Below are 19764 nucleotides of genomic sequence, written 5' to 3' on the forward strand. Positions count from 1 at the left end.
GTTCCCGCCTTAGGCTATGGGAGGAAGCCCGCTGCGGATAGCCTGGCTCACCTGCTCCGCCAGAGGCCGGCAGGCTACGGCTTTCCCTTGCCGCCGATCCCCCGCCTGGTCGTAAAAAACAATGCCTTCGGCGCGGGAAAGGCCCAGGGCCAAAAAGAGCAGCTCCAAAACCCCAAAGGAGGTGGCCTCCAAGTCCGGCGCTTGCTCCCGCAGTTCCGCCAGCGTGGCTTGAGCATCTTCCAGGTGGCCAAAGGCCGGGATCCACAGCTGGCCGATGGGTTCGAATCCTGGGGGGGACTCCGTCCCGGCGGATCTTTCTACCACCCGCACCGTCAGCCAGCCGCCATCGGGGTAGCGCAAGGTGGTGTACTGCAGGTGATCCAGGTGTTGGGCCACCTGGGTGAGCACCTCTGCGACCTGTTGCATCGCCGCTGTCGGGATCCCGTTCTGCGGGGCCTCCTCTACCAGCGTTGCGGCCTGGGCCGCCAGACTAGATACCATGATTGACAACCATCCTTACTTAGGTTCAAAATGGGTATTCGCAGCTCCTGGGGCTGTAGTTCAATTGGTTAGAGCACCGCCCTGTCACGGCGGAAGTTGCGGGTTCGAGCCCCGTCAGCCCCGTACCTGTTAGGAACACTGTAGCCTACATCGGCAAGCAGGTCAGCACTGCTATCATAGGTACCTTGCTCCGTTAGGGTAGGGAGATGTGTGCCTTGCGGTATCTGCGCCCGGATTTGCTTCACCTCAAGTCCTATGATGCCGTGCCGCCCCAAGCTGCCGACAAGTTGGATGCCAACGAGTTTCCTTGGGATTGGCCGGCGGGCTTCAAGCAGAAACTCTCCCTCCTCTGGGAAAAAGGGATCCCGAGCAACCGCTACCCCGATGCTCATCACCGGGGCCTCAAGCAGGCCATTGCCGCCTATGCCGGGGCAGATCCTGCCCAGATTAGCCTGGGCAACGGCTCCGACGAGCTCATCCGATCCCTATTCATTGCCACCTGCCTGGGCGGAAGGGGTGGCATTCTGGTGCCAGAGCCTACCTTTTCTATGTACGCCATCCTGGCCCAGAGCCTGGGGATCCCAGTGGTGCGGGTGCCCCGCCACCCTGAGACGTTTGCCCTGGATCTGGAGCGGTGTCAACAGGCGATAGCGGAGCAGCAGGTGCGGGTGGTGTGTTTGGTGGATCCCAATTCGCCCACCGGCAATGGCCTGAGCACCGCCGAGTGGGAGTGGGTGGAAGGGTTGCCCGCCGAGATTTTGGTGATCCTCGATGAGGCCTATTTCGAGTTCAGCCAACACACGGCCCTGCCCAAGCTGGCGGAGCACCCCAACTGGGTTATCTTGCGCACCTTCTCCAAGGCCTTTCGCCTGGCAGCTCACCGGGTGGGCTATGCCATCGGCCATCCGCAGCTCGTCCAGGTGCTGGATGCCATCCGCCTGCCCTACAATCTCTCGGCCATCTCCCAGTGGGCCGTTCAGATTGCCCTGGAACATGCCGAGGAGTTTTTGGCCGACCTACCCCTTATCCGTCAGGAACGGGAAGCCCTCTACCAAGCCCTGCAGGAGCTGCCGGGGGTGCGGGTGTGGCCTAGCCAGGCCAATTTTCTCTACTTCCGGGTGGCAGGATGGGATCCCCAGGATCTGCAGCGGGCCTGGCAAGAGCTGGGAACTTGTGTGCGCTGTACCGGCGGCGGGCTGCGCCTAACGGTGGGCACCCCTGAAGAAAACCAACGCGCCCTGGAGCGCCTGCAGCAGATCTTGCGGTAGGTGGCTCTACTTCCAACTCCTGCTCAACCTGGGCCGAGAAATCGCTGGATCAGGCCATAAACTTGCTGGAGCTGCCTCTCGTTGAGCCGCTTCAGTTCTTCGCGGATTGCCACTTGCAGTCTTTGAGCCTCAGTTTGCTCCCGCTCCAGCAGCCAACTCTGAACAGGGCTGGGGTGCTCCACGAAGTCGTGTAGCCAGGGATCCCGTTCCTCCAGCTCAGGCTCTGCCTGGGGCAGTTGCTCACGCCAGCGCTCTTGCGCGCGGCTAAACTCCTCTGCCAAAAGATCGGTCGGTCGTCCCTCCGCCTGCAGAGAATCTCGATACTTCTTGTGAACCAAAAGCCAGCGCTGCCGAATCTGAGAGCGTTGCCATCTTGGGATTCTACCGATTCCGTTTTCAGCAAAGCGCTCATAAAACCTGAGCGCGTCTCGGTAGCGGCCCAGTCGCTCATAGGCCAGGCCCACCTCCAGCGGTTGCAGCCACCAAGCGTGCTCCCCGCGCACACTGCTTACCACTTCCTGCAGAAAATCCCGCAGTCCAGGGAGCTTCCACCTCAGCTCATCCCAGTTGGTTGCCATGTCTCGAGCCATGCTGGCCACCAACTCGTAGTCATGTCCGCGCTGCCACGCCTGTGGGTGGGCCTGAACCACTTCCCAAAGCCTGCCCCACTCGCGGCGCCGGATCAGGATTCGCAGCAGCAGCGGCCACTCTTTCAAGCGCTCCAGGCTGAGGATGACATCGTTGATGTACTCCTCCCACTCGCCCGCGAGGGGACGTCCCGCCTCCTGCCATTTGCTCACCACTGCTGCGTCCTGCCGGTCTTTGGATAGCCACCTCACCTGGCCAGGCGGCTTCTCCAATTGGATCTTGGCCCGGTAGTAGTAGGAATGCTCCGTTTGGCCACCTTGATCCCAAATGGCAACTGCCTCCTCAAGTTTCTGTTGCTGGAAATAACAGATGCCGAGAATTTTGTGATATTGCCCTGCGAACGGCTGCCGCTGGCCAAGAAAGGCCAAACGCTCCCTCAAGGCCTCAAGGGTCTCTTGCCAAAAAAGTTCACGGTCCTCCAGCTTAGAACGAAAAGTCTCTAGATTATCGAAAACTTGCTCCAGCTCCACCAAAAACTTCTCCACACAAACCTTCCAGGTGGGATCCGAATGCTTCGGGCTGACCTCAACGCTCAACCAATCTCGCACTCGAACTATCTGTCGAAAGCGCTCCATGGACTTGGCAGAGCTGTTTTGGGTTACCACCATCAAATCCACCAGAGGACTGTAGTCGGGGATCTCGGAGCACCTGGCAAAGTGAGTGGGACGATGCTGCTGTAACTCTAACCAAGCTTTTGCCTTCCAAAAGCACTCCCAGGCTTCCCGGATGAGATGTCTATTGGGTAGGGCGGATCTTTCCAGGCTTAAAAACTGACGACCTGCAGGAACGTAATCCCTCTGCAGCTTGAGGATCCAAGCTTGGCATTCCTGTTCTAATTTCTGGTTGCCTGCCTGCCGAGCAAAAGCGCGTGCATCTTCCAAGAGCTCAGGATTTCCCTCCTCTACCCCTCGCCTAAGAAACCCAAGAGCCAAGTCCAGGACATCCTGTAAGTTTTTATCCGTCCAGTATTGGATGCCGGTGCCTGGAGCGAAGCCCGCCAGTACAGGCGGATGCGTTTGCCATTGGGATCGATCGGGCTGCAAATGAGAGTGATTGAGCCAAAAGTCAATCTCCAAGGCAGGATCCCAAAATTCCCGCCAGCCAACTGCGGTATCCACAACAGCTAAGGCTTCGATGGGGCGGGTAATACCAACGTATAGCTGGTTGAGAAAATAATGTAGCTGTAGGGATACTTTCTCTGCAGGTTCTTGAGCATAGTGGTTAAGCCTTCTGCTAAAGTTTTGTCGATAGTAGTCGCCAAACTTGTAGAGAATAATCTTTTTGAACTCCATGCCCTTGACAGCGGTAACAGTCTGCAGCAGCGCCGGCTTGAGATTTTGCTCCAGCTCTTCGGCAAAAACTCTCTGGAGTTCGGGATCTTGGCGCACGTAGTCCAGCTCCTCTCCTATGGGACAAGGCAGGATGCAAACTGTACCCGTGCTGTTCCTGAGCATACTCCTCAGCTCATGTTGAGTTAAGTTCTTGTCCTGGCCATCCAGCACAAACTTTTGAGCTGGCCTACCCGGTTCCTGAAAACGCCAAGGCTGCTGTGGATAAATCCCCCGATCATTGCTAAGAACTCGCCGCCACAGGTTAACCAGGTTGCTAAAACGAGTGATCTGAGGGCTACAGCGGTAGTTATTTTTTAACTCTCGGGGACTTGGAATCTCGAGAGAATGACTCGGCAACAAGTAAGCATGGATATGCTTGTAGAGATGGCTCCTTAGAGCATCCCAACGAAATCCTGTAGGATTGATCGTTTGCAGGGGATCCCCAGCAAAAGCATAAGGTAAACGCTCGATAGCCCAATCCAGCTTATATTTTCCCCAAGGTGACAAGCAGAAAACAATATTCAGCTCAAGCTGGGTAAAGTCTTGAACCTCATCACAGAAAATGACCGGATGAATTGATCTAAGACAACCATTCTGTAGGACATCTCTAGCCAAATCTTGATCGTCCCAGTAGCCTTCGTAGGTAGTTCGTTCCTGATAACCTCGCCAAACTTGCTTGTATATTCGATCAAAGACTTCTACATCTACAGTGCGGTCAGCTTGAGGCAATTCCCGATAGCAATCTGGATCCAAGTAGTCGCTTACTTCATAGCCCTTGATCAGAGTGCGAATCGTATGCCAAGCTAACTCTATATCGCTGCGGCCGCGGTACCAGCTCCGAAATCGATAAAAATTGACATATCGCTCCAGTTGATAGCGTTCTTGTCTCTCCGGCGGAAGACAGCTCAACAGGTAGTCCTGGAAGGTGCTAAAGAAAGCTTGACATCGCCCAATTTCCTCTTCTGAGAAGTCACTGCCTCTCTCTCGGTAACGATGGTTGACCCGCAAAATTGTACTTACCTTGCTGCGGGCTTGCTGTACTAGACTCGGGCTGTAGGTTAAAAAGAGAGGATGGTACTGAAAGTTTCCTTTGCTTGAATTCTTCAGGTAATGGCTGCAGTAATCAGCAAAACGGTAATACAACATCAGAGATTTGCCGCTTCCAGCTCGCCCGTTGATCAGTAGAGGCATAGAGGTGCTTTGGAGAATTTCTTCTTCCTCCATCGATAAAGCTAAGTTCCCCTCTGTAGTTTCCTGGATTTCCAGCCAGACGTTTTCATCTGCAACCATGTAATCGGGGTAGGCGCGGCGGGCATATCGCTTCCAAATCTCTAAAGATTGTGGGTGTTGGAGAATATCCGGCCGATCGGCCCCCATCCCAAATAGGCAAGTTTGGCGCCCTAGGTCAAACCGCTCTCTCTGCTCCGGAGCGTGGTCGTAAACCCCAATTAAAAATGGAGATAAGACTCTTTCCTGCTCACATACCTGCACCAGGCTGATAGCCAGATGTATCGAGCCTTCCCGCCAGCATCTAACCTCAGCTCCTGGATAAAACAGTGGTAGTTCCTGGTAGAGATTACCTTTCTCATCGCTAATGAATTGCTCTACCGCCCGATACACTTGGCGCCGCTGTTCTAGAGAAAGGGCTTGCACTTGCCGAACCCATTCCCCGCTTTCCAACACCAGTCGCTCCTGGCGGTTGGGAGTATTTAAAAACTGTGTCCAATCGTACAGTTCACTGGGGAGAGGGAGGAGCTGGTTTTGCCGCGCTTCCTCTTGTTCATTTTCCGCTTGCCTTTGTGCCAGCCAGGCCTGTAGCTGATCGTCAGGCACCCAGTTCCTCACCCGCTCTTGATAGCCGGGATCCTGCCGCCGCTCCAGGAACTCTCGGTACTCGTGGCTGCCTCTCCCCCAAAGGCCAAACAAGACCAAAACCGGCACCTCTCCCAGATAGCGCAGATCACCCACCAAGCGAACATTGCGCCGGAGGTTGCGCTTCCAGTAGGGGTAGCGAACGTCGAACAACCGGCTTAAAAGGGTGCGATCCCCCTGCGATAGCCGTTCTATCAGCTCCTCGAGGTTGTATGGCGCTCCTGCCTCCAAAACTTCTTCTAGACAATACACGTACATGGGATCCCACTGCTCAAGCTGTCCTGGTTTGAAGGCCATCTTAGAGGCGACCTGCCTTGCCTGTCAGCTCTCTCTCAAAACTTGCTACCAAACTGAGAGACTAACCAAATAACTTCAATTGAAGCTAGGGTTAGAATTTTAAGCTTTGATAAAGTGTGCTGAACTGGTGGGCAAATTAGAGAATCCAAGCTGTTACCGCACGGCCCTAACCCCCATTCCTCTGTCAAGCTGTCTGGCAGCATCCCCAGCAGAAGCCGATCGAACTGGCAGAGAAAAGGTTGCGACAGGGATCCCGCTGGCTCTAGATAAGGTTGTCCAAAGCAAACTTTGGAGAAAGGTGATGGGATCCTCCCCTAGCTGGATCGGTTTGCCCTCCCTGCTGGCAACAGCGGTCTTGGATCATTGAAGCAGAATTGGGTTTGGATCCCATCTCGTCTCAATACAGCTTTTTCCAACGTGGGGGAGTTCTGTAGAACGGTGGGATCCGGTTGTTATCCCTGTTGACCTGTTTTTCAAGAATTGTCCACCCTACTACCCAAGGAGCGGCTATGGAATTGGTTTACTTCACCCCCATCCTCGATGTGCGCCTGCAGCGAAGCACCCTTGACTTCCCGAAGCAGCAGAGCTCTGGAGAGCGCCCTCGCACTTTCTTCCCCACACCATTACAGGTTTGGGAGAGCAGCGAGGCCTACACTGTCCAGCTCTGGGTGCCCGGCGCCGATCGCGAGCGCTTCCACATCGAGGCCACAGCCCAGCAGCTCTCCATTAGCGGTGAAATCCAGCTTCAAGGCCCTGAAGGTGCTGAATTACGCTACCAAGAGGTGGAGCCTCAGCCTTTTCAACGCATCCTCAAGCTAGCCAAAAGCATTCAGCCGGAAAAAGTCTCGGCCATCTACCGGGATGGCATTCTCACCCTCACCCTGCCCAAGGCCGATGCCGTGCAGGCGGTCAAAGTTCAGATAGGAACCTCAACTTCCGCAGCTCCGTCGGAAACTTTAACGGTGGAAAGCCAGCCTGCCTAGTCTCCCTTCTCCCCAAGCAAGAGGGGGCAGGGGTGAGGGAGTTCGCCTAGCTACCCCACTGCACGCCCACCTCGTCCCCTACTTTGAAATCCAAGGTGCGGCTGGCGTTGCCCCGGTTTTGCACAATCTCCACCAAGCCGGAGCTGCCCACCAGGGCAAGCAGCTCGCCCTCACTTCCCTCGGCAAAGGTGGCGGCGGAGCGGATGGTGATCCCCTTGATCCAAGCTCTCCAGTTGCGGCCCTCTACCCAGTTGCCGGGGAGAGTGGTGATGCCGTTGCCGAAGCGGTCGATGGCCTGGATCACGCCGCGGCCGCCGTCGGGCTCTGCCTGAGGTGGTGGCCAGTCCCAGCGAACCAGCTCGGCCACCTCCAAGGGATCCCCCAACTCTGCCAAAGGGATCCCGTTGGCCAGGTGGGCGGCCACCGGGGCAAAAATATCCCGCCCGTGAAAGGTACGGCTGGGAGAAGGAGTGCGCCAGTAGCGGGGTCGGTTGAGTTCCACAGCAGCCAGAGGTGGGGATTGCTCCAAAACGCCGCTGAAGAGGCCATTGTCAGGGCCGACCAAATAGCCTCCTTGGGTTTGGACGGCCACCGCCCTTCGGCTGCTCCCCACCCCCGGATCTACCACCGCCAGGTGAATGGTTCCAGAAGGTAAATGGGGATAGGCCGTCATCAGGGCAAAACGGGCCGCTGCCACATCCTGGGGCGGGATCTCGTGGCTGAGGTCGATCAGTTGGGCTTGGGGCGCGATTCCCCAGATCACCCCTTTCACGATGCCTACGTAGGGATCTTCGAGGCCAAAATCCGTCAGTAGGCTAATGAAAGGCATATACTGTCTCAACGTCATGAACTACCTCACCGCATGGGCAGACGGGTTTCCCCATCTGGGCAAGGCTTTTGTCTCTTCCTCCGCCCCAGTTGCTTCATCGTTCGCGGCAGCGGGACGGAGTCCATCCCGTATACCGAGTCTCCGTTTGCAAAGCGTGGCGCTAGCCATCGTAGAGCTGCAGCATCCAAGACGCACGAGGCGGGTTCCCAGCCCCGGGTGCTGATTAGGTGCAACGTTGTACATAACCATCACTGCCCCCCTGTCCCTCTCTATCGCAAAACCCCAGGCAGAACAGACAGGATAGCGATTGCTCAACCAACATCAGGGATCCTCCCAGTCAGCAGCAGTTGAGGTAGGCAGCGCCCTCAGGAGTTACCTTGCAAGACGGGAAGGCCGGCGCTGTACCTGCCTCCCTCCCCTCGTATACGGGGGGGGGAGTCGGAGGGGGGTCAGGGCCGGGAGGAGGTCAGTTGGAGGATTCCTTTGCCAGTTGCGGCTGCAGCGGCTGCGGCTCGGCAATGTTGGGCAGCTCCAGACAGTAGCCCGCCCCGTAGACAGTTTTGATGTACTGGGGGTGGCGCGGATCTGGCTCCAGCTTGGTGCGCAGATGGCGGATGTGGACGCGGATGGTCTCGATGTCATCGTCAGGCTCGTAGCCCCACACTTCCTGCAGGATTTCGCTGGGGGAGACTGTCTGGCCGTGCCGCTGCATCAGGCAGTGGAGCAGGTCAAACTCCAGGTGGGTGAGCTTAATGGTCTTGCCAAACCACACCGCCTCGAAGCGCTCTGGCACCAGGGTGAGGGGGCCATAGGTGAGGATCTCGCCGTGTTTGGCCGTCTGCGGAATCCGATCGGCACGTCGCAACAGGGCCCGCACCCGCACCAGCAGCTCCTGCACCTCAAAGGGTTTGGTCAGGTAGTCGTCGGCGCCGGCATTGAAGCCCTCGATCTTGTCTTGGGTTTGACCAAGGGCAGTGAGCATCAGGATCGGGATCTCGCTGGTGCGCTCCTCCCGCCGCAGCCGCTGACAAACCGTCAGGCCATCCACCTGGGGTAGCATCAGGTCGAGGATGATTAGATCGGGGAGAACTTGCAGGGCCAGCGCCTGTCCGCGCACCCCATCAGTGGCCTTTACGACCTCATAGCCCGCCAACTCCAGATTGATGCGCAGGATATCCAGAATCGAAGGGTCGTCCTCAATGATGAGTATGCGAGCCATAGCCGGTTGCAGCCCACACTGCGGATAAAACGTTTTGTTAAATCAGCTAACAAGGAGTCCAAAGCTTTACGACTCAAAGTTTACTTAATTCTAGCCTCATTGCAAATCTGGCCGAAAGACAGGCGGGTGGGGTGGCCGCTGGGCAAAGGGCGGAGCTGCCGGCTTCAGGGGAAACCCTTCATCCGGCTTGGCGGGCACGCTTTTTGGGATCCCCTTTGGGAATGGCGGCGATGAGGCGGCGGGTATAATCCTGCTGCGGGTTCCGGTAGATCTGGGAGGCAGGGCCGATTTCCTCGATGCGGCCTCGGTTCATAACCATGATGCGGTCACTCATGAACTTGACCACGCTCAGGTCGTGGGAGATGAACAGATAGGTCAGCCCCAGCTCCTCCTGCAGATCTTTGAGTAGGTTCAGCACCTGGGCCTGTACGGAGACATCCAGAGAAGACACCGCCTCGTCGCAGACGAGCAGGCGCGGCTCCGAAGCCAGGGCGCGGGCAATGCAAATCCGCTGCCGCTGCCCGCCGGAAAACTGATGGGGCAGGCGATCCAGCGCCTCCGGATCCAGCCCTACCCGTTCTAGCAAGCGTTGGGCCCGTTGCCGCCGCTCGGCAGCATTTTTCCCAATTCCGTGCAAAACCATCGGCTCCATAATGCTGGCTCCCACGCTCATGCGGGGATCCAAAGAGGCTGCCGGATCCTGGAAGATAAGCTGGATTTCCCGGCGTAAGCGGCGCAGGTGCCGGGGCGGTAGGCGGAGCCAGTCTTCTCCGTCGTAGATCACCTGGCCGGAACTGGCTTGGATCAGACGCAACAGGGTTCGCCCCAGGGTGGTTTTGCCGCAGCCGGATTCTCCCACCAACCCTAGGGTTTCTCCCGGATACAGATCGAAGCTAATCCCGTCCAAGGCCCGGATCTCGCCCAGCGGGCGGCGAAACAGCCCCTGGCGCACGGGGTAGTGGGTGCGCAACTCCCGCACCTGCAACAGCGGAGGCTGACTTTGCAGCCACCGCAGCCGTTCCTCCTCTTCGGCGGCAGGGATCTCCACCTGCTGCCACTGCTCCTCGACCGAGAGGGATCCCTGACCCGTCTGGAAATCCTGGACGGTGGGCAGCCGCCGCAACCGCCGCTCCAACGGTGGGCGACAGGCTAGCAGGCCACGGGTGTAGGGGTGCTGGGGCTGGCAAAAAATTTGGCTCACTGCTCCCTGTTCGACAGCCTGGCCCCGGCACATCACCACCACCTGATCCGCCAATTCGGCCACCAGGTTGAGGTCGTGGGTGATAAACAGAATGGCCATCTGCCGCTGTTGTTGCAGATCCCGGAGCAGGCGCAAAATCTCCGCCTGTACCGTCACATCCAAGGCGGTAGTCGGCTCATCAGCAATCAACAGCTTAGGGTTAGAGGCGATCGCACAAGCGATGGCTGCCCGCTGGATTTGGCCGCCGGAGAGCTGATGGGGATAGCGCTCCAGCAGGTGCGGGGAAAGCTGCACTTCCTCGAACAGGCGGATCGCCCGGGCGTGGATCTCCGCCGGGGGGAGGGAGGTATGGGTTCTCAGGGTTTCCCGCAACTGCTGACCACAGGTGTAGAGGGGGTTGAGGGCGGTGCTCGGCTCCTGAAAGATCATGGCGATCTGGGAGCCGCGGTAGCGCCGCCGTTGCCGAGGATCCAGCCGCAGCCAGTCCACCGTTCCCTGGGGGCCCTGAAAGAGAATGGTGCCTTCCACCCGGGCGGAGCTGGGCAGCAAGTCTATCAGCGTCAGGGCGGTCATGGTCTTGCCGGATCCCGATTCCCCCACTAGGCCCAGGACTTGTCCGGCCCCCAGTTGAAAGGACAGCCCATCCACCACCAGGGATCCCAAGCATTCTGTCTGGCTGCTGCCGGCAGTGCGGCTGGGCAAGAAAACCCGCAACCCCTGAACAGTCAGAAGGGCAGAAGTAACAACCGGAGCGACATCGGCCATGGCTGAGGGCGGCGATCGAGGGATTGGCAGGATTATAGACCACCCCTCCAGCTTCCCTTCTTTTCCCGCTGGGGCAGCTGCGGGACTTCGGCAGCGTCACTGAGGGAGTCTGGGTCTCAGCTACAGACTCGGCTCAGCTCCTGCTCAGGATGGCCAAAACCTTAGCGGGCGGGCCAGAAGATTCCAAAGCAGGAGGTGTAGCCGTGTAAAAAGGTGGAGCCCCCAACCGGGCCGATCTCCCCATTGCAAAAAAACCCCCCCAGCGGCAAGTCCCCCAGCAATTCCCGAAACCGCTGCGAGTCATGGTTGGGAGTGCCGTACAGCCCTTTGCCTCGCCCCAAACAGGAGAACATCAGCGCCCCACAGGGCTCTGGTTGCGGCTGGGAGGGGCGCTCTGACGAATAACTTTGCCCCAAGTTGCGCTCGACACAATAACGACTGAGGGCCCACCGGAGATCCTCTGCCGAAGTCTGGGCATCCCGCAGATGAAACTGCACCGTCTGGCCGGGGCGCACCCGATCCCCAATGGCCATTGCCCCCAGGCGTGGGTCAACGCCCAGAATCACCCGAATGAGAAAGTCTCCCGGCGTCGGTTCGGATTTGAATTCGTCCATCAGCAGGCCGATGAAGAGAGCTTGGCGGGCCAAGCGTTGATCTGACGGGCTGAGCCGTTCGGCTAAATCCCTTAAGACCACCAAAGGAGGGCGACCTTCCAAGCTGAGGATCACGTTCCCCTCCGCTTCGGTGACACGCAAGGGATCCCCAATCGGGCGACATCCCTGGGCTACCACCGCATCTAGCACCACGTTGCCAGAGAGGGCCAGCCCCACCGTGCCTTCCCGATACAGCTCCCGCCGGGGCGTAGGGGTACGCGCATCCAGCAAAAACAGAGCATTGCCGCGAGGAGCGCGGCCGCCACTGGCCAATCCCCCCACCTTGACCGCCCCCGGATAGGCAAAATCCAGCCCTTGCAACAGCTCAGAGATCCGAGAGGAAAATCCATCCGCCAAGAGCAAGAAATGGGGCTGGGCCTGCGGCGCAACCCCCACCAGATCAATCCACGCCGCAGGAGGTGCATCCAAGTCGGGCAGTTGTTCCCCCCGCAGATGAAACGGGTGCAAGGCCACATCCGGCAGCACCGCCAAAGACAGCGACAGGGCCGGCCCATCTTCAATTTCCTGCCCCCCACCCACGATACCACCGCCGGAGCAGCCAATCAAAACGTCCACCTCCAGCAGATCCGACAGCAGTGGCAACACGCGAATGTATTCGCTGGCAAAGGCCGCCGACACAAACAGGATCCCTAGGTTGGGCCGCAGCGGCTGCGGGGGAACGTACCCGGTGAGCAGCCCCGGCAAGCTGCCGGACCCCACTGCCTGCACCTGTCGCGTCAGAACGCTCTTCAGTTGAGCTGCCTGAAGCTTAGCCTTGGCTTCCTCCACCACCTGCCGCAGAGCCGCTTCCAGAGAAGGAAGCTGGGAGAGCGCGTTCACCCACTGCATCGGCGTGTTCCTACGGTCTGGAGTTTGCTTTTTTAGGCTAGCAATTTATGCCCAGGACTGGCTGTTCTACGTAGCCTCTTGTTTGCAAGGTGTTTAGGGCAGATAGGGCCGCGGATCCACAGGTGCGCCCCCACCAGGGCGGACTTCAAAGTGCAAGTGTGGCCCTGTGCTGCGACCCGTATTGCCCCGGCTCATGATCGTCTGCCCCTGCTGCACGTACTGGCCCTTGGACACATAGATCTGATGGCCGTGGGCGTAGCGGGTGACGATCCCGTTGGGATGGCGAATATCCACGCGATTGCCATAGCCATCTCCGGAATTGCCGGCAAAAATGACTTCCCCCTCCTGCACAGCTACAATGGGGGATCCCACCGGGCCGGGAATATCGACCCCTGCATGGAAGCGACCGCGACGGTAGCCAAAGCCGGAGGTGATTGGCCCGGCAACCGGCCAGATGAAGCCACTGCTACGGGCCTGGGGAGGAGCTGCCAGCACTGGCCGAGCTTGGGATTGTCTCCGGGCTCGTCGGGCAGGAGCTGGGATCGGGGGCTGCGTGCCTGGCGCCGGAATCGTGAGGCGTTGGCCAATGCGCAGCCAATGGGGATTGCGCAGATTGTTAGCCTGGATAATCGACCGCTGCGTTACCCCATAGCGAGCGGCGATCCGCTCGATGGTGTCACCGGCTCCCACCGTGTGGGTCAGGGAGCCACCGGCCAAGAGGGCCTGCCGTTCTTGCTGCATCTGCTGGGCCCGGCGCTGCTGCTCGGCCTGTAATCGAGCTTGCTCCTCGGCTTGGCGTTGCGCCTCTTCCTCCTGGCGGCGGCGCTCTTCCGCTTCGCGGGCCTTCTGGGCGGCGATCCTCTCCTTCTCGCGCCGGATTAGCTCGCCCACATCGCCGGGGATGAGTAGCCGCTGGCCGATGCGCAGATATTCAGGCCGATCCAGGGGGGTTGCCTCGATGATCCGCTGCTGCGGAACTTGGTAGCGGTTGGCAATGTCTTCCAGGGTATCTCCTGGCTGGACGGTGTAGATCAATCCCGGCTGGCTGGGGATCAGCAACTTCTGCCCCGGCTGCAGCGGCGTACTGGCTTGAATGCCGTTGGAGACAGTGATGGCGGCGGCGTCGAGCTGGTACATCTGGGTCAGATGCCAGAGGGTTTCTCCCGGCTGCACCTCATGCTCGAGAATGCCTCGAGGCCCTTCCCCGGTTGGGATCTGGCCGGCCTCGAAGGCTTGCCGCAGTCGGGCTTTTTTTTGCTCGTAGTTCTGCTGCAGGGCGCCGGACAGCGTGTGCACCGAGGGGGGAATCGGCTCCGCCAGCTGGGATCCCCAGGGGTGGCGAGAAAGCTGACGTTGATGCAGCGTGGCCGCCCCCGCCAAGCCCAACATGAGCAAGAGGCCGGTGGTCCACATCGGATAGCCCCGTCGCGCCGGAGCCAAGGTCGAGGGATCTGGATTTTCTGGCTCGGCTGGCTCATCGGAGGGGGCCGGCCCCGACTCTTCCAGGGCATCGGCGCGGGGATCCGCCTCCAGCTTTAGGAGCCACACCAGGCCCGTTAAGCTGAGAGAAAGGGCTAAGCCAGCCCACCGGAGTCTTGACGGGGCAGAGAGAAGTGCCGGCTCCCACCCCTCGGCAGCCCGCTCCTGAGCGGTCGGGATCCCTGCCGGATCTTCGGGCGGAGAAAGGGTGCTCACGGCAGCACCCTGGATGTCCAGCTCACTCCTCTGGGCATTTGAGAACGTCAATCTTTGGGGCATCCTCACACCAATAGGCTGATACTAGAGTGGAAGAGAAGATGTCAAAATTGAGGCCAGCAGCCCCTTGCAGCAAGCTGCACCAAGACTGGCGAAGCCCAAGCGCAGTTCGATAATGAACAGATTGGTTCGCACTCAGGTTAGAGTACCGTAGTTAATAAATCTAGACAAGTCTTCACAGGTAGTTTCAGCTGAGATGCTTGTCCCCCAATGATTGCAGCCTCCGGCCCGTTGAGATTTTGTCGAGCCTTATCTGATGCAGGACAGAATGTGCCATCGTGCTTACCTGGAAGATAAAGCCCGCTTTGCTGTAGCTGAAACTACAAACCAGGACTCTCCATGACTTTAGTTGTCTACAACACCTTGACTCGCCGTAAGGAAGTGTTTCAGCCCCTGTCAGCCGGTGGCTCTGAGCCCATGTCTGCCGACGAGGCGGCTGGCGGGGAGAAGCCCCTGGTGCGGATGTATGTCTGCGGCGTTACAGTTTACGATCTCTGCCACCTCGGCCACGCGCGCACCTATGTAGTGTGGGACATGGTGCGTCGTTACCTGGAGTGGCGGGGCTACCGGGTGAAGTATGTGCAGAACTTTACCGATGTGGACGACAAGATCCTCAAGCGGGCCTTAGAGCGGGGCGAATCGATGCAGGCGGTGGCGGAACGCTTCATCGCCGAGTATTTCCAAGATATGGATCGCCTCAACATCAAGCGGGCCGATCTCTACCCCAGGGCAACCCGATCGCTGCGGGCGATGTTCGAGCTGATCCAATCGCTGGAGCTCAAGGGCTTTGCCTACCGGGTACGGGATCCCCTTGCCCGTCAGGCGGAGATCCCTGCTTACGATGTCTACTACGCCGTCCGTAAATTCCCGGACTACGGCCAGCTCTCCGGTCGCAAGCTAGAGGAGCTGGAGGCAGGGGCCAGTGGCCGGGTGGGAGAGGAAGGGGCTGGCAAACAGGATCCCTTCGATTTTGCTCTTTGGAAGGCGGCTCCCCCTTCCGAGCCGGGGTTTGAGTCTCCCTGGGGTTGGGGACGTCCGGGCTGGCACATCGAATGCTCGGCCATGGTGCGGGAAAACTTAGGGGATCACATCGACATTCACGCCGGCGGAGCGGATCTCATTTTTCCCCACCACGAGAACGAGCTGGCCCAATCGGAGCCGATTACCGGCAAGCCGCTGGCCAAGTACTGGATGCACAACGGCTTTGTCAACGTCAACGGCCAGAAGATGTCCAAATCGTTGGGCAACTTCACCACCCTACGCCAGGCGCTTGCCGTCTATCACCCCATGGCCCTGCGGCTGTTCCTGCTCCAGACCCATTACCGCAGCCCGATTGACCTCACCGAGCCGGCGATGCAGGCAGCCAGCCGCGGCTGGGAAACCCTGGAGAAAGGGATCCACTGCGCCGAGCAGTTTTGCCAGACGGCATCTCCCGATTGCGAGGCGATGCAAGCCTTTCAGGCCGCTATGGACGATGATTTTGGCACCCCTGGGGCGCTGGCCCTTGCCTTTGAGCTGGCCAAAGAACTGATCCGTGAGCACAACCTCTTGACCCACCAGGGCCACACCCACCTGCAGCCGCAGGTGCTGAGGCAGAAGAGCGCCGCCCTGCTGGAGATCCTGACCACGCTGGGCTTCTGCTGGCCCCAGCCTGCCACCGCCCAGGGATCCGAGAAAGCCGTCGCCAATGGGGAACTGGCCAAGCTTCCACCCCTCGAAGAAAAGCAGATTGAGGAGCTGGTGGCCCAACGCACGGCAGCCCGCAGGGCGAAAAACTTTGCCGAGGCGGATCGAATCCGGGAGCAGTTAAAGGCCCTGGGAATCACCCTCATCGACCAAAAAGACGGCACCACCCGTTGGCTGCGGGAGTAGGGGTTGCCCATCACGAAGGGATCCTTAGGCCGGAAACGGCCTGGTGGTAGAACTGGCGCATCTCGGCAAACCACTCCACTCGCGAGGGATCCCAGGTGTAGAACATGTGGCCGCCGCGGTAGTGGCGCAAGAGAAGGTTGGCCTTGAGGCGGGGATCCAGCTTCATCAAGTCCACCAAGTGGTTGGAGGCAAAGTAAGGGGTGACCAGGTCGTAGAAGCCGTGGTGAATGCTCACCCGCAGGTGGGGATTGAGGGCCATGCTGCTGCGCAGCTCGTCCATGGCGCCAATAAACCCTTGCTTGAGTTCCCCTTTGGGGGTAAACCGCCAGGACTTGAACACCTCTAAGTTCAGGAGGTGGTAGGTCAAGTCTGTGTCCACCTGGAGGGTCTCCCGCAGGTGGCTGTTGATGGCGGCGGTAAAGAGGCGATCTACCCCATCCAAGGTGGGATCGGATCCCTCGAAGGTAGGCCGATCCGGAAAGGGATCCACCGTGGTGACGGAAGCATCGTACAGCCCCAACACCAGCCGCTGGGAGCGCAACAGCTCGCGGGCAAAGCTGGCCGGGTCGATCCGACCGCCTTTGTGGGCCACATACTCAGGTGAGAGTCCGATCCCTGCCGCCATCTCTGTGTAGATGGCCTGCCGCTCTGCCTCTGGCATCGCCTCCCCCATGGCCAAAAGAGGCAACAGCCGCTGGCGGGCAAAGCTTTCTGCTTTGGGCAGCAAGATCTGCAAATCCTCCCCCCAGCCACACCGCCCGTGATAGGCCGCCGTGGCTACATAGGAGGGGAACAGGGTTGCCCAGGTGCTGAGGTTGTAATCGGTGGTCTCCAGCAGCCCGAACTCGATGGCCGGCGAGATGAGAATCGCTCCTGACAGGCCCACCCCAAACTTGGCTTGCAGCTCCTTGGCCAGCCGCGCCACCCGAAATCCCCCGTAGCTCTCACCGGCAATGAAAATGGGAGAGAGCCAGCGCTTATACCGCGAGAGGAAGCCCTGGATAAACTCGCCCAAAGATTGCAAATCCCGCTCCACGTCCCAGAAGGGTGCTTCTTTGGGGGGCTCCTCCTCCTTCTCCTCCGGCTGAGTGGGCTTGGCCGCCGGATCGGATTTTTCCTGAGAACTTTTGGCGTCTTGAGACTCTTTGGGCAGGGCGCGGCTAAAGCCTGTCCCCACCGGATCGACGAAGACCAAATCAGAAAACAGCAGCCAACTTTCGGCGTTATCCACCAGTTGCACCGGCGAGGGCGGCAGGCTGCCGTTGGGCCCAAAGCAAATCCGTCTCGGCCCCAGGGATCCCATGTGCAAATAGGCAGAGGCGGCCCCCGGCCCGCCGTTGAAAACAAAAGTCAGCGGGCGGTGCGGGGAGTCAGAATCCTGCCTCAGATAAGCGACGTGAAAGATCTCGGCCACCGGCTTTTCTCGGCGGAAGAGCGTCTGCCAGCCAGCCACCGCCCTGTAGGGGAAGGACTCCCCCCCAGCGTTGAACGTGTGCTCTGTGGTGTGCAAGACAGGAGTGGACTTAGATTCTGCAGGCATAGAGACACGGGAGCTGCAACTTGCCTATCCAGTAAATCACAAGTTGCCAGATCTCCACCCCTGCCTTGGAACAGGAGCCGAGGGTTACAGGGTGAGCGGCGCTTCCAAGGTCAGATTAAAAGATTGGCCGGGGCGCAGCACCACCACCTGGGGAGCGGTAACATTGCCTACCACTACGCCAGCCGCTGCCCCTGCCAGGACATTGCCCGCCGAGACACCGCCGGTGATGGCTCCCAAAAGGGTGCCTGCGGCTGCCCCAATGGCCGCATCCTGGGCGATGGCCTCAGCCAAATACTGCCGGGGATCTTTCTCGTCGTGAAGAATGTTGGAAACAGCCCGCAGGCTATAGGTGCGACCCCCGAGGACGATGGCAGTGGCAACAAAGCGGGATCCGCCCGGCGCCGGCTCCATCTGCCCGAAGACGCGGCTGCCAGCCGGGATCACCAAACGCCCCTGGTTGTCGAAAATGTTTTGCGTGACGGCCACTTCCAGGGGATAGATGGTGTCTGGATAAAAGTATTGCGGCTCTTCGCTGCTGAGGCTGCCGACGGGAATGATCGTCCCCTGCTCAAGGCGGTAGGTGCCCAATTCAAAAAGCGGCTGGGCCACCACCGGCAAGGGGGCCAGCAGAGGGATCCCTGCCCAACCCATCACAGCGGCTGCTAAGATAGCTTTCATTGCAAATCTCCTAATTCTCCAGGGTTCTGGCGGGTGTCTGTGGCCTTGCGGGGCCAGTTGCCTTCCCTGTGCAGATCTCTCCATAACTTCTAGGTTATCGAATCAAAGTGCCAGCCCCTTTTCCGGGGTGAGTAGCTTTATCTGCAACTTTGGGCAGTTTTGGGCAGCCCGAAAGCCTACTTGTTCAACTTGAATTGAGGCGCACGGCCCTCACCCCCAGCCCCTCTCCCAGAGGGAGAGGGGGGATGGGGCTCAAAAGTGCTGGAAGGCGTGCTGGCGGCTGAGGGGTTGTCCGTCACTCAACCGCACCGTTCCCTGCGGATCCCAGCCGGTTACTTCCCCAATCCAGGTCGCCCCCGGCAACTGTTCCAGAAGGCGCTGGGCCAGCGCGGGCTCGGCGCTGAGCAACAGCTCAAAATCTTCCCCGCCGTAGAGCGCCCACTCCAGGGCTTGGCCCGGAAAAACATGTTGCAAAGCCGCCGAAATCGGGATCCGCTCCGCCTCGATCCGCGACTCCACCCCACTGGTCTGGCACACCTGCACCAGAGCATCTGCCAAGCCATCGCTGGTGTCCATGCCGGCCAGGCGCAAAGGATCCGGGATCCCTTCCAAAAGGGGTAATAGATCCAAGCGCGGGCGCGGATATTGGTGCGCCCTGATTAACTGCTCTCGCTCGGCTGCCGCGGCTGAGGATCCCTGTTCGGGATGGAGCAGCAGCTCCAGGCCGGCCCGCGCGTCGCCATGGGGCCCTGTTACGATCAGCCAATCGCCCGGCTGGGCCCGTTTGCGCTCAATAGCCCGCCCCGGCTGTACCGATCCCAGAGCCGTGATCGCCACAAACCGCTGCGGCGACCGACACAGATCCCCCCCTACCAATTCCGCTCCCCAAGGGGCACAACAGGCTTGCATCCCTCGATAGAGCTCCTCCACCCAAGCCACCGGCGTGGATCCCGGCAGGCCCAGGCCCACCAGCAAAGCTAGGGGATGGGATCCCATCGCCGCCAGATCCGAGAGATTGGCCGCCACCGCGCGCCAGCCCACTGCATGGGCCGGGGTGGTTAAGTCGCTAAAGTGAACCCCCTCCACCAAGACATCGGTGGTCACCACCAACTGCCCTTTGGGAGCGGCCAACACTGCCGCGTCATCCCCCACCACCTGGTCAGGGCAGTAGCGCTGTACGATCTGCAACAGCCCTGCCTCGCCAATTGCCGAGATCGGCAGGGGAGAAAGGTCGCCGCTGGGTTGGGGAGGACGACACGGAGGATCGAAAAACAAAGGAGCCCTTTGCGGATACACAGCGGGGTAGCTTGCTAGCCTCGTACTAAGCGCTCCGCACCGCTGACGCGAGTAGTACGGGGCGGAAAAGCCCGTTCGCGTTAGCAGGACGTAGTCCTTGAGCGACTTGAGTCGCTCGCCAATGCCATAATTCTAAGCAAGCACCCACCCCGGTGAAAGACCCGGACAGTGCTGTCAGTCAACAAGTAAGCGGAACCTTGAGACTGG

13 protein-coding genes and 1 tRNA gene are annotated in these 19764 nt (G+C 59.5%); 4 read left to right on the forward strand and 10 right to left on the reverse strand.

Annotated features, from left to right (window positions below):
* Positions 1 to 9 precede the first annotated feature (9 nt).
* Entirely contained in the window at positions 10 to 501 is a 492-nt protein-coding gene (locus tag NW845_RS04165) for a hypothetical protein (protein ID WP_414363979.1), read from the reverse strand.
* Between the two features lie 49 nt (positions 502 to 550).
* Between NW845_RS04165 and NW845_RS04170 the strand changes: the two genes are divergently transcribed.
* A tRNA-Asp gene (locus NW845_RS04170) sits at positions 551 to 624 on the forward strand.
* Between the two features lie 83 nt (positions 625 to 707).
* Positions 708 to 1769, forward strand: coding sequence for a histidinol-phosphate transaminase (locus NW845_RS04175; RefSeq protein ID WP_414377007.1), 1062 nt, complete (start codon positions 708 to 710; stop codon positions 1767 to 1769).
* Positions 1770 to 1792: 23 nt separating this feature from the next.
* On the opposite strand, the gene NW845_RS04180 is transcribed toward NW845_RS04175, so the two are convergent.
* Positions 1793 to 5917 (reverse strand): hypothetical protein, encoded by a 4125-nt coding sequence (locus NW845_RS04180; RefSeq protein WP_414377008.1) that lies wholly within the window; start codon positions 5915 to 5917, stop codon positions 1793 to 1795.
* Between the two features lie 509 nt (positions 5918 to 6426).
* Here NW845_RS04180 and NW845_RS04185 point away from each other — a divergent pair.
* A complete protein-coding gene (locus NW845_RS04185) occupies positions 6427 to 6900 on the forward strand; it encodes an Hsp20/alpha crystallin family protein (RefSeq protein ID WP_414377010.1) in 474 nt (157 codons plus the stop codon).
* Between the two features lie 46 nt (positions 6901 to 6946).
* Here the strand turns inward: NW845_RS04185 and NW845_RS04190 are convergent, their stop codons facing one another.
* The 5 genes from NW845_RS04190 to NW845_RS04210 form a co-directional block, all read right to left on the reverse strand.
* The gene (locus NW845_RS04190) at positions 6947 to 7729 is read right to left on the reverse strand and encodes an S-adenosyl-l-methionine hydroxide adenosyltransferase family protein (protein WP_414377012.1); all 783 of its coding nucleotides are present in this window, start codon (positions 7727 to 7729) and stop codon (positions 6947 to 6949) included.
* A 466-nt stretch (positions 7730 to 8195) separates the two neighbouring features.
* Positions 8196 to 8948 (reverse strand): response regulator transcription factor, encoded by a 753-nt coding sequence (locus NW845_RS04195; protein ID WP_414366077.1) that lies wholly within the window; start codon positions 8946 to 8948, stop codon positions 8196 to 8198.
* 178 nt (positions 8949 to 9126) lie between these two features.
* The gene (locus NW845_RS04200) at positions 9127 to 10914 is read right to left on the reverse strand and encodes an ABC transporter ATP-binding protein (protein ID WP_414366075.1); all 1788 of its coding nucleotides are present in this window, start codon (positions 10912 to 10914) and stop codon (positions 9127 to 9129) included.
* 161 nt (positions 10915 to 11075) lie between these two features.
* Positions 11076 to 12416, reverse strand: coding sequence for an FIST N-terminal domain-containing protein (locus NW845_RS04205; protein WP_414366074.1), 1341 nt, complete (start codon positions 12414 to 12416; stop codon positions 11076 to 11078).
* A gap of 93 nt (positions 12417 to 12509) precedes the next feature.
* The gene (locus tag NW845_RS04210; protein ID WP_414377014.1) at positions 12510 to 14111 is read right to left on the reverse strand and encodes a LysM peptidoglycan-binding domain-containing protein; all 1602 of its coding nucleotides are present in this window, start codon (positions 14109 to 14111) and stop codon (positions 12510 to 12512) included.
* Positions 14112 to 14510: 399 nt separating this feature from the next.
* On the opposite strand from NW845_RS04210, the gene cysS reads away from it, so the two are divergent.
* Complete coding sequence (gene cysS / locus NW845_RS04215) at positions 14511 to 16043, forward strand: cysteine--tRNA ligase (protein ID WP_414377016.1); 1533 nt, start codon at positions 14511 to 14513, stop codon at positions 16041 to 16043.
* Between the two features lie 10 nt (positions 16044 to 16053).
* On the opposite strand, the gene NW845_RS04220 is transcribed toward cysS, so the two are convergent.
* The 3 genes from NW845_RS04220 to thiL form a co-directional block, all read right to left on the reverse strand.
* Entirely contained in the window at positions 16054 to 17583 is a 1530-nt protein-coding gene (locus tag NW845_RS04220; protein WP_414377017.1) for a S10 family peptidase, read from the reverse strand.
* An 84-nt stretch (positions 17584 to 17667) separates the two neighbouring features.
* Complete coding sequence (locus NW845_RS04225) at positions 17668 to 18261, reverse strand: hypothetical protein (RefSeq protein WP_414377019.1); 594 nt, start codon at positions 18259 to 18261, stop codon at positions 17668 to 17670.
* A gap of 252 nt (positions 18262 to 18513) precedes the next feature.
* Positions 18514 to 19536, reverse strand: a complete 1023-nt coding sequence (gene thiL, locus NW845_RS04230; protein WP_414377021.1) for a thiamine-phosphate kinase — start codon at positions 19534 to 19536, stop codon at positions 18514 to 18516.
* Between the last annotated feature and the right edge of the window lie 228 nt (positions 19537 to 19764).

This window comes from Synechococcus sp. H60.2 (assembly GCF_047462315.1).
Taxonomy (GTDB): Bacteria; Cyanobacteriota; Cyanobacteriia; order Thermostichales; family Thermostichaceae; genus Thermostichus.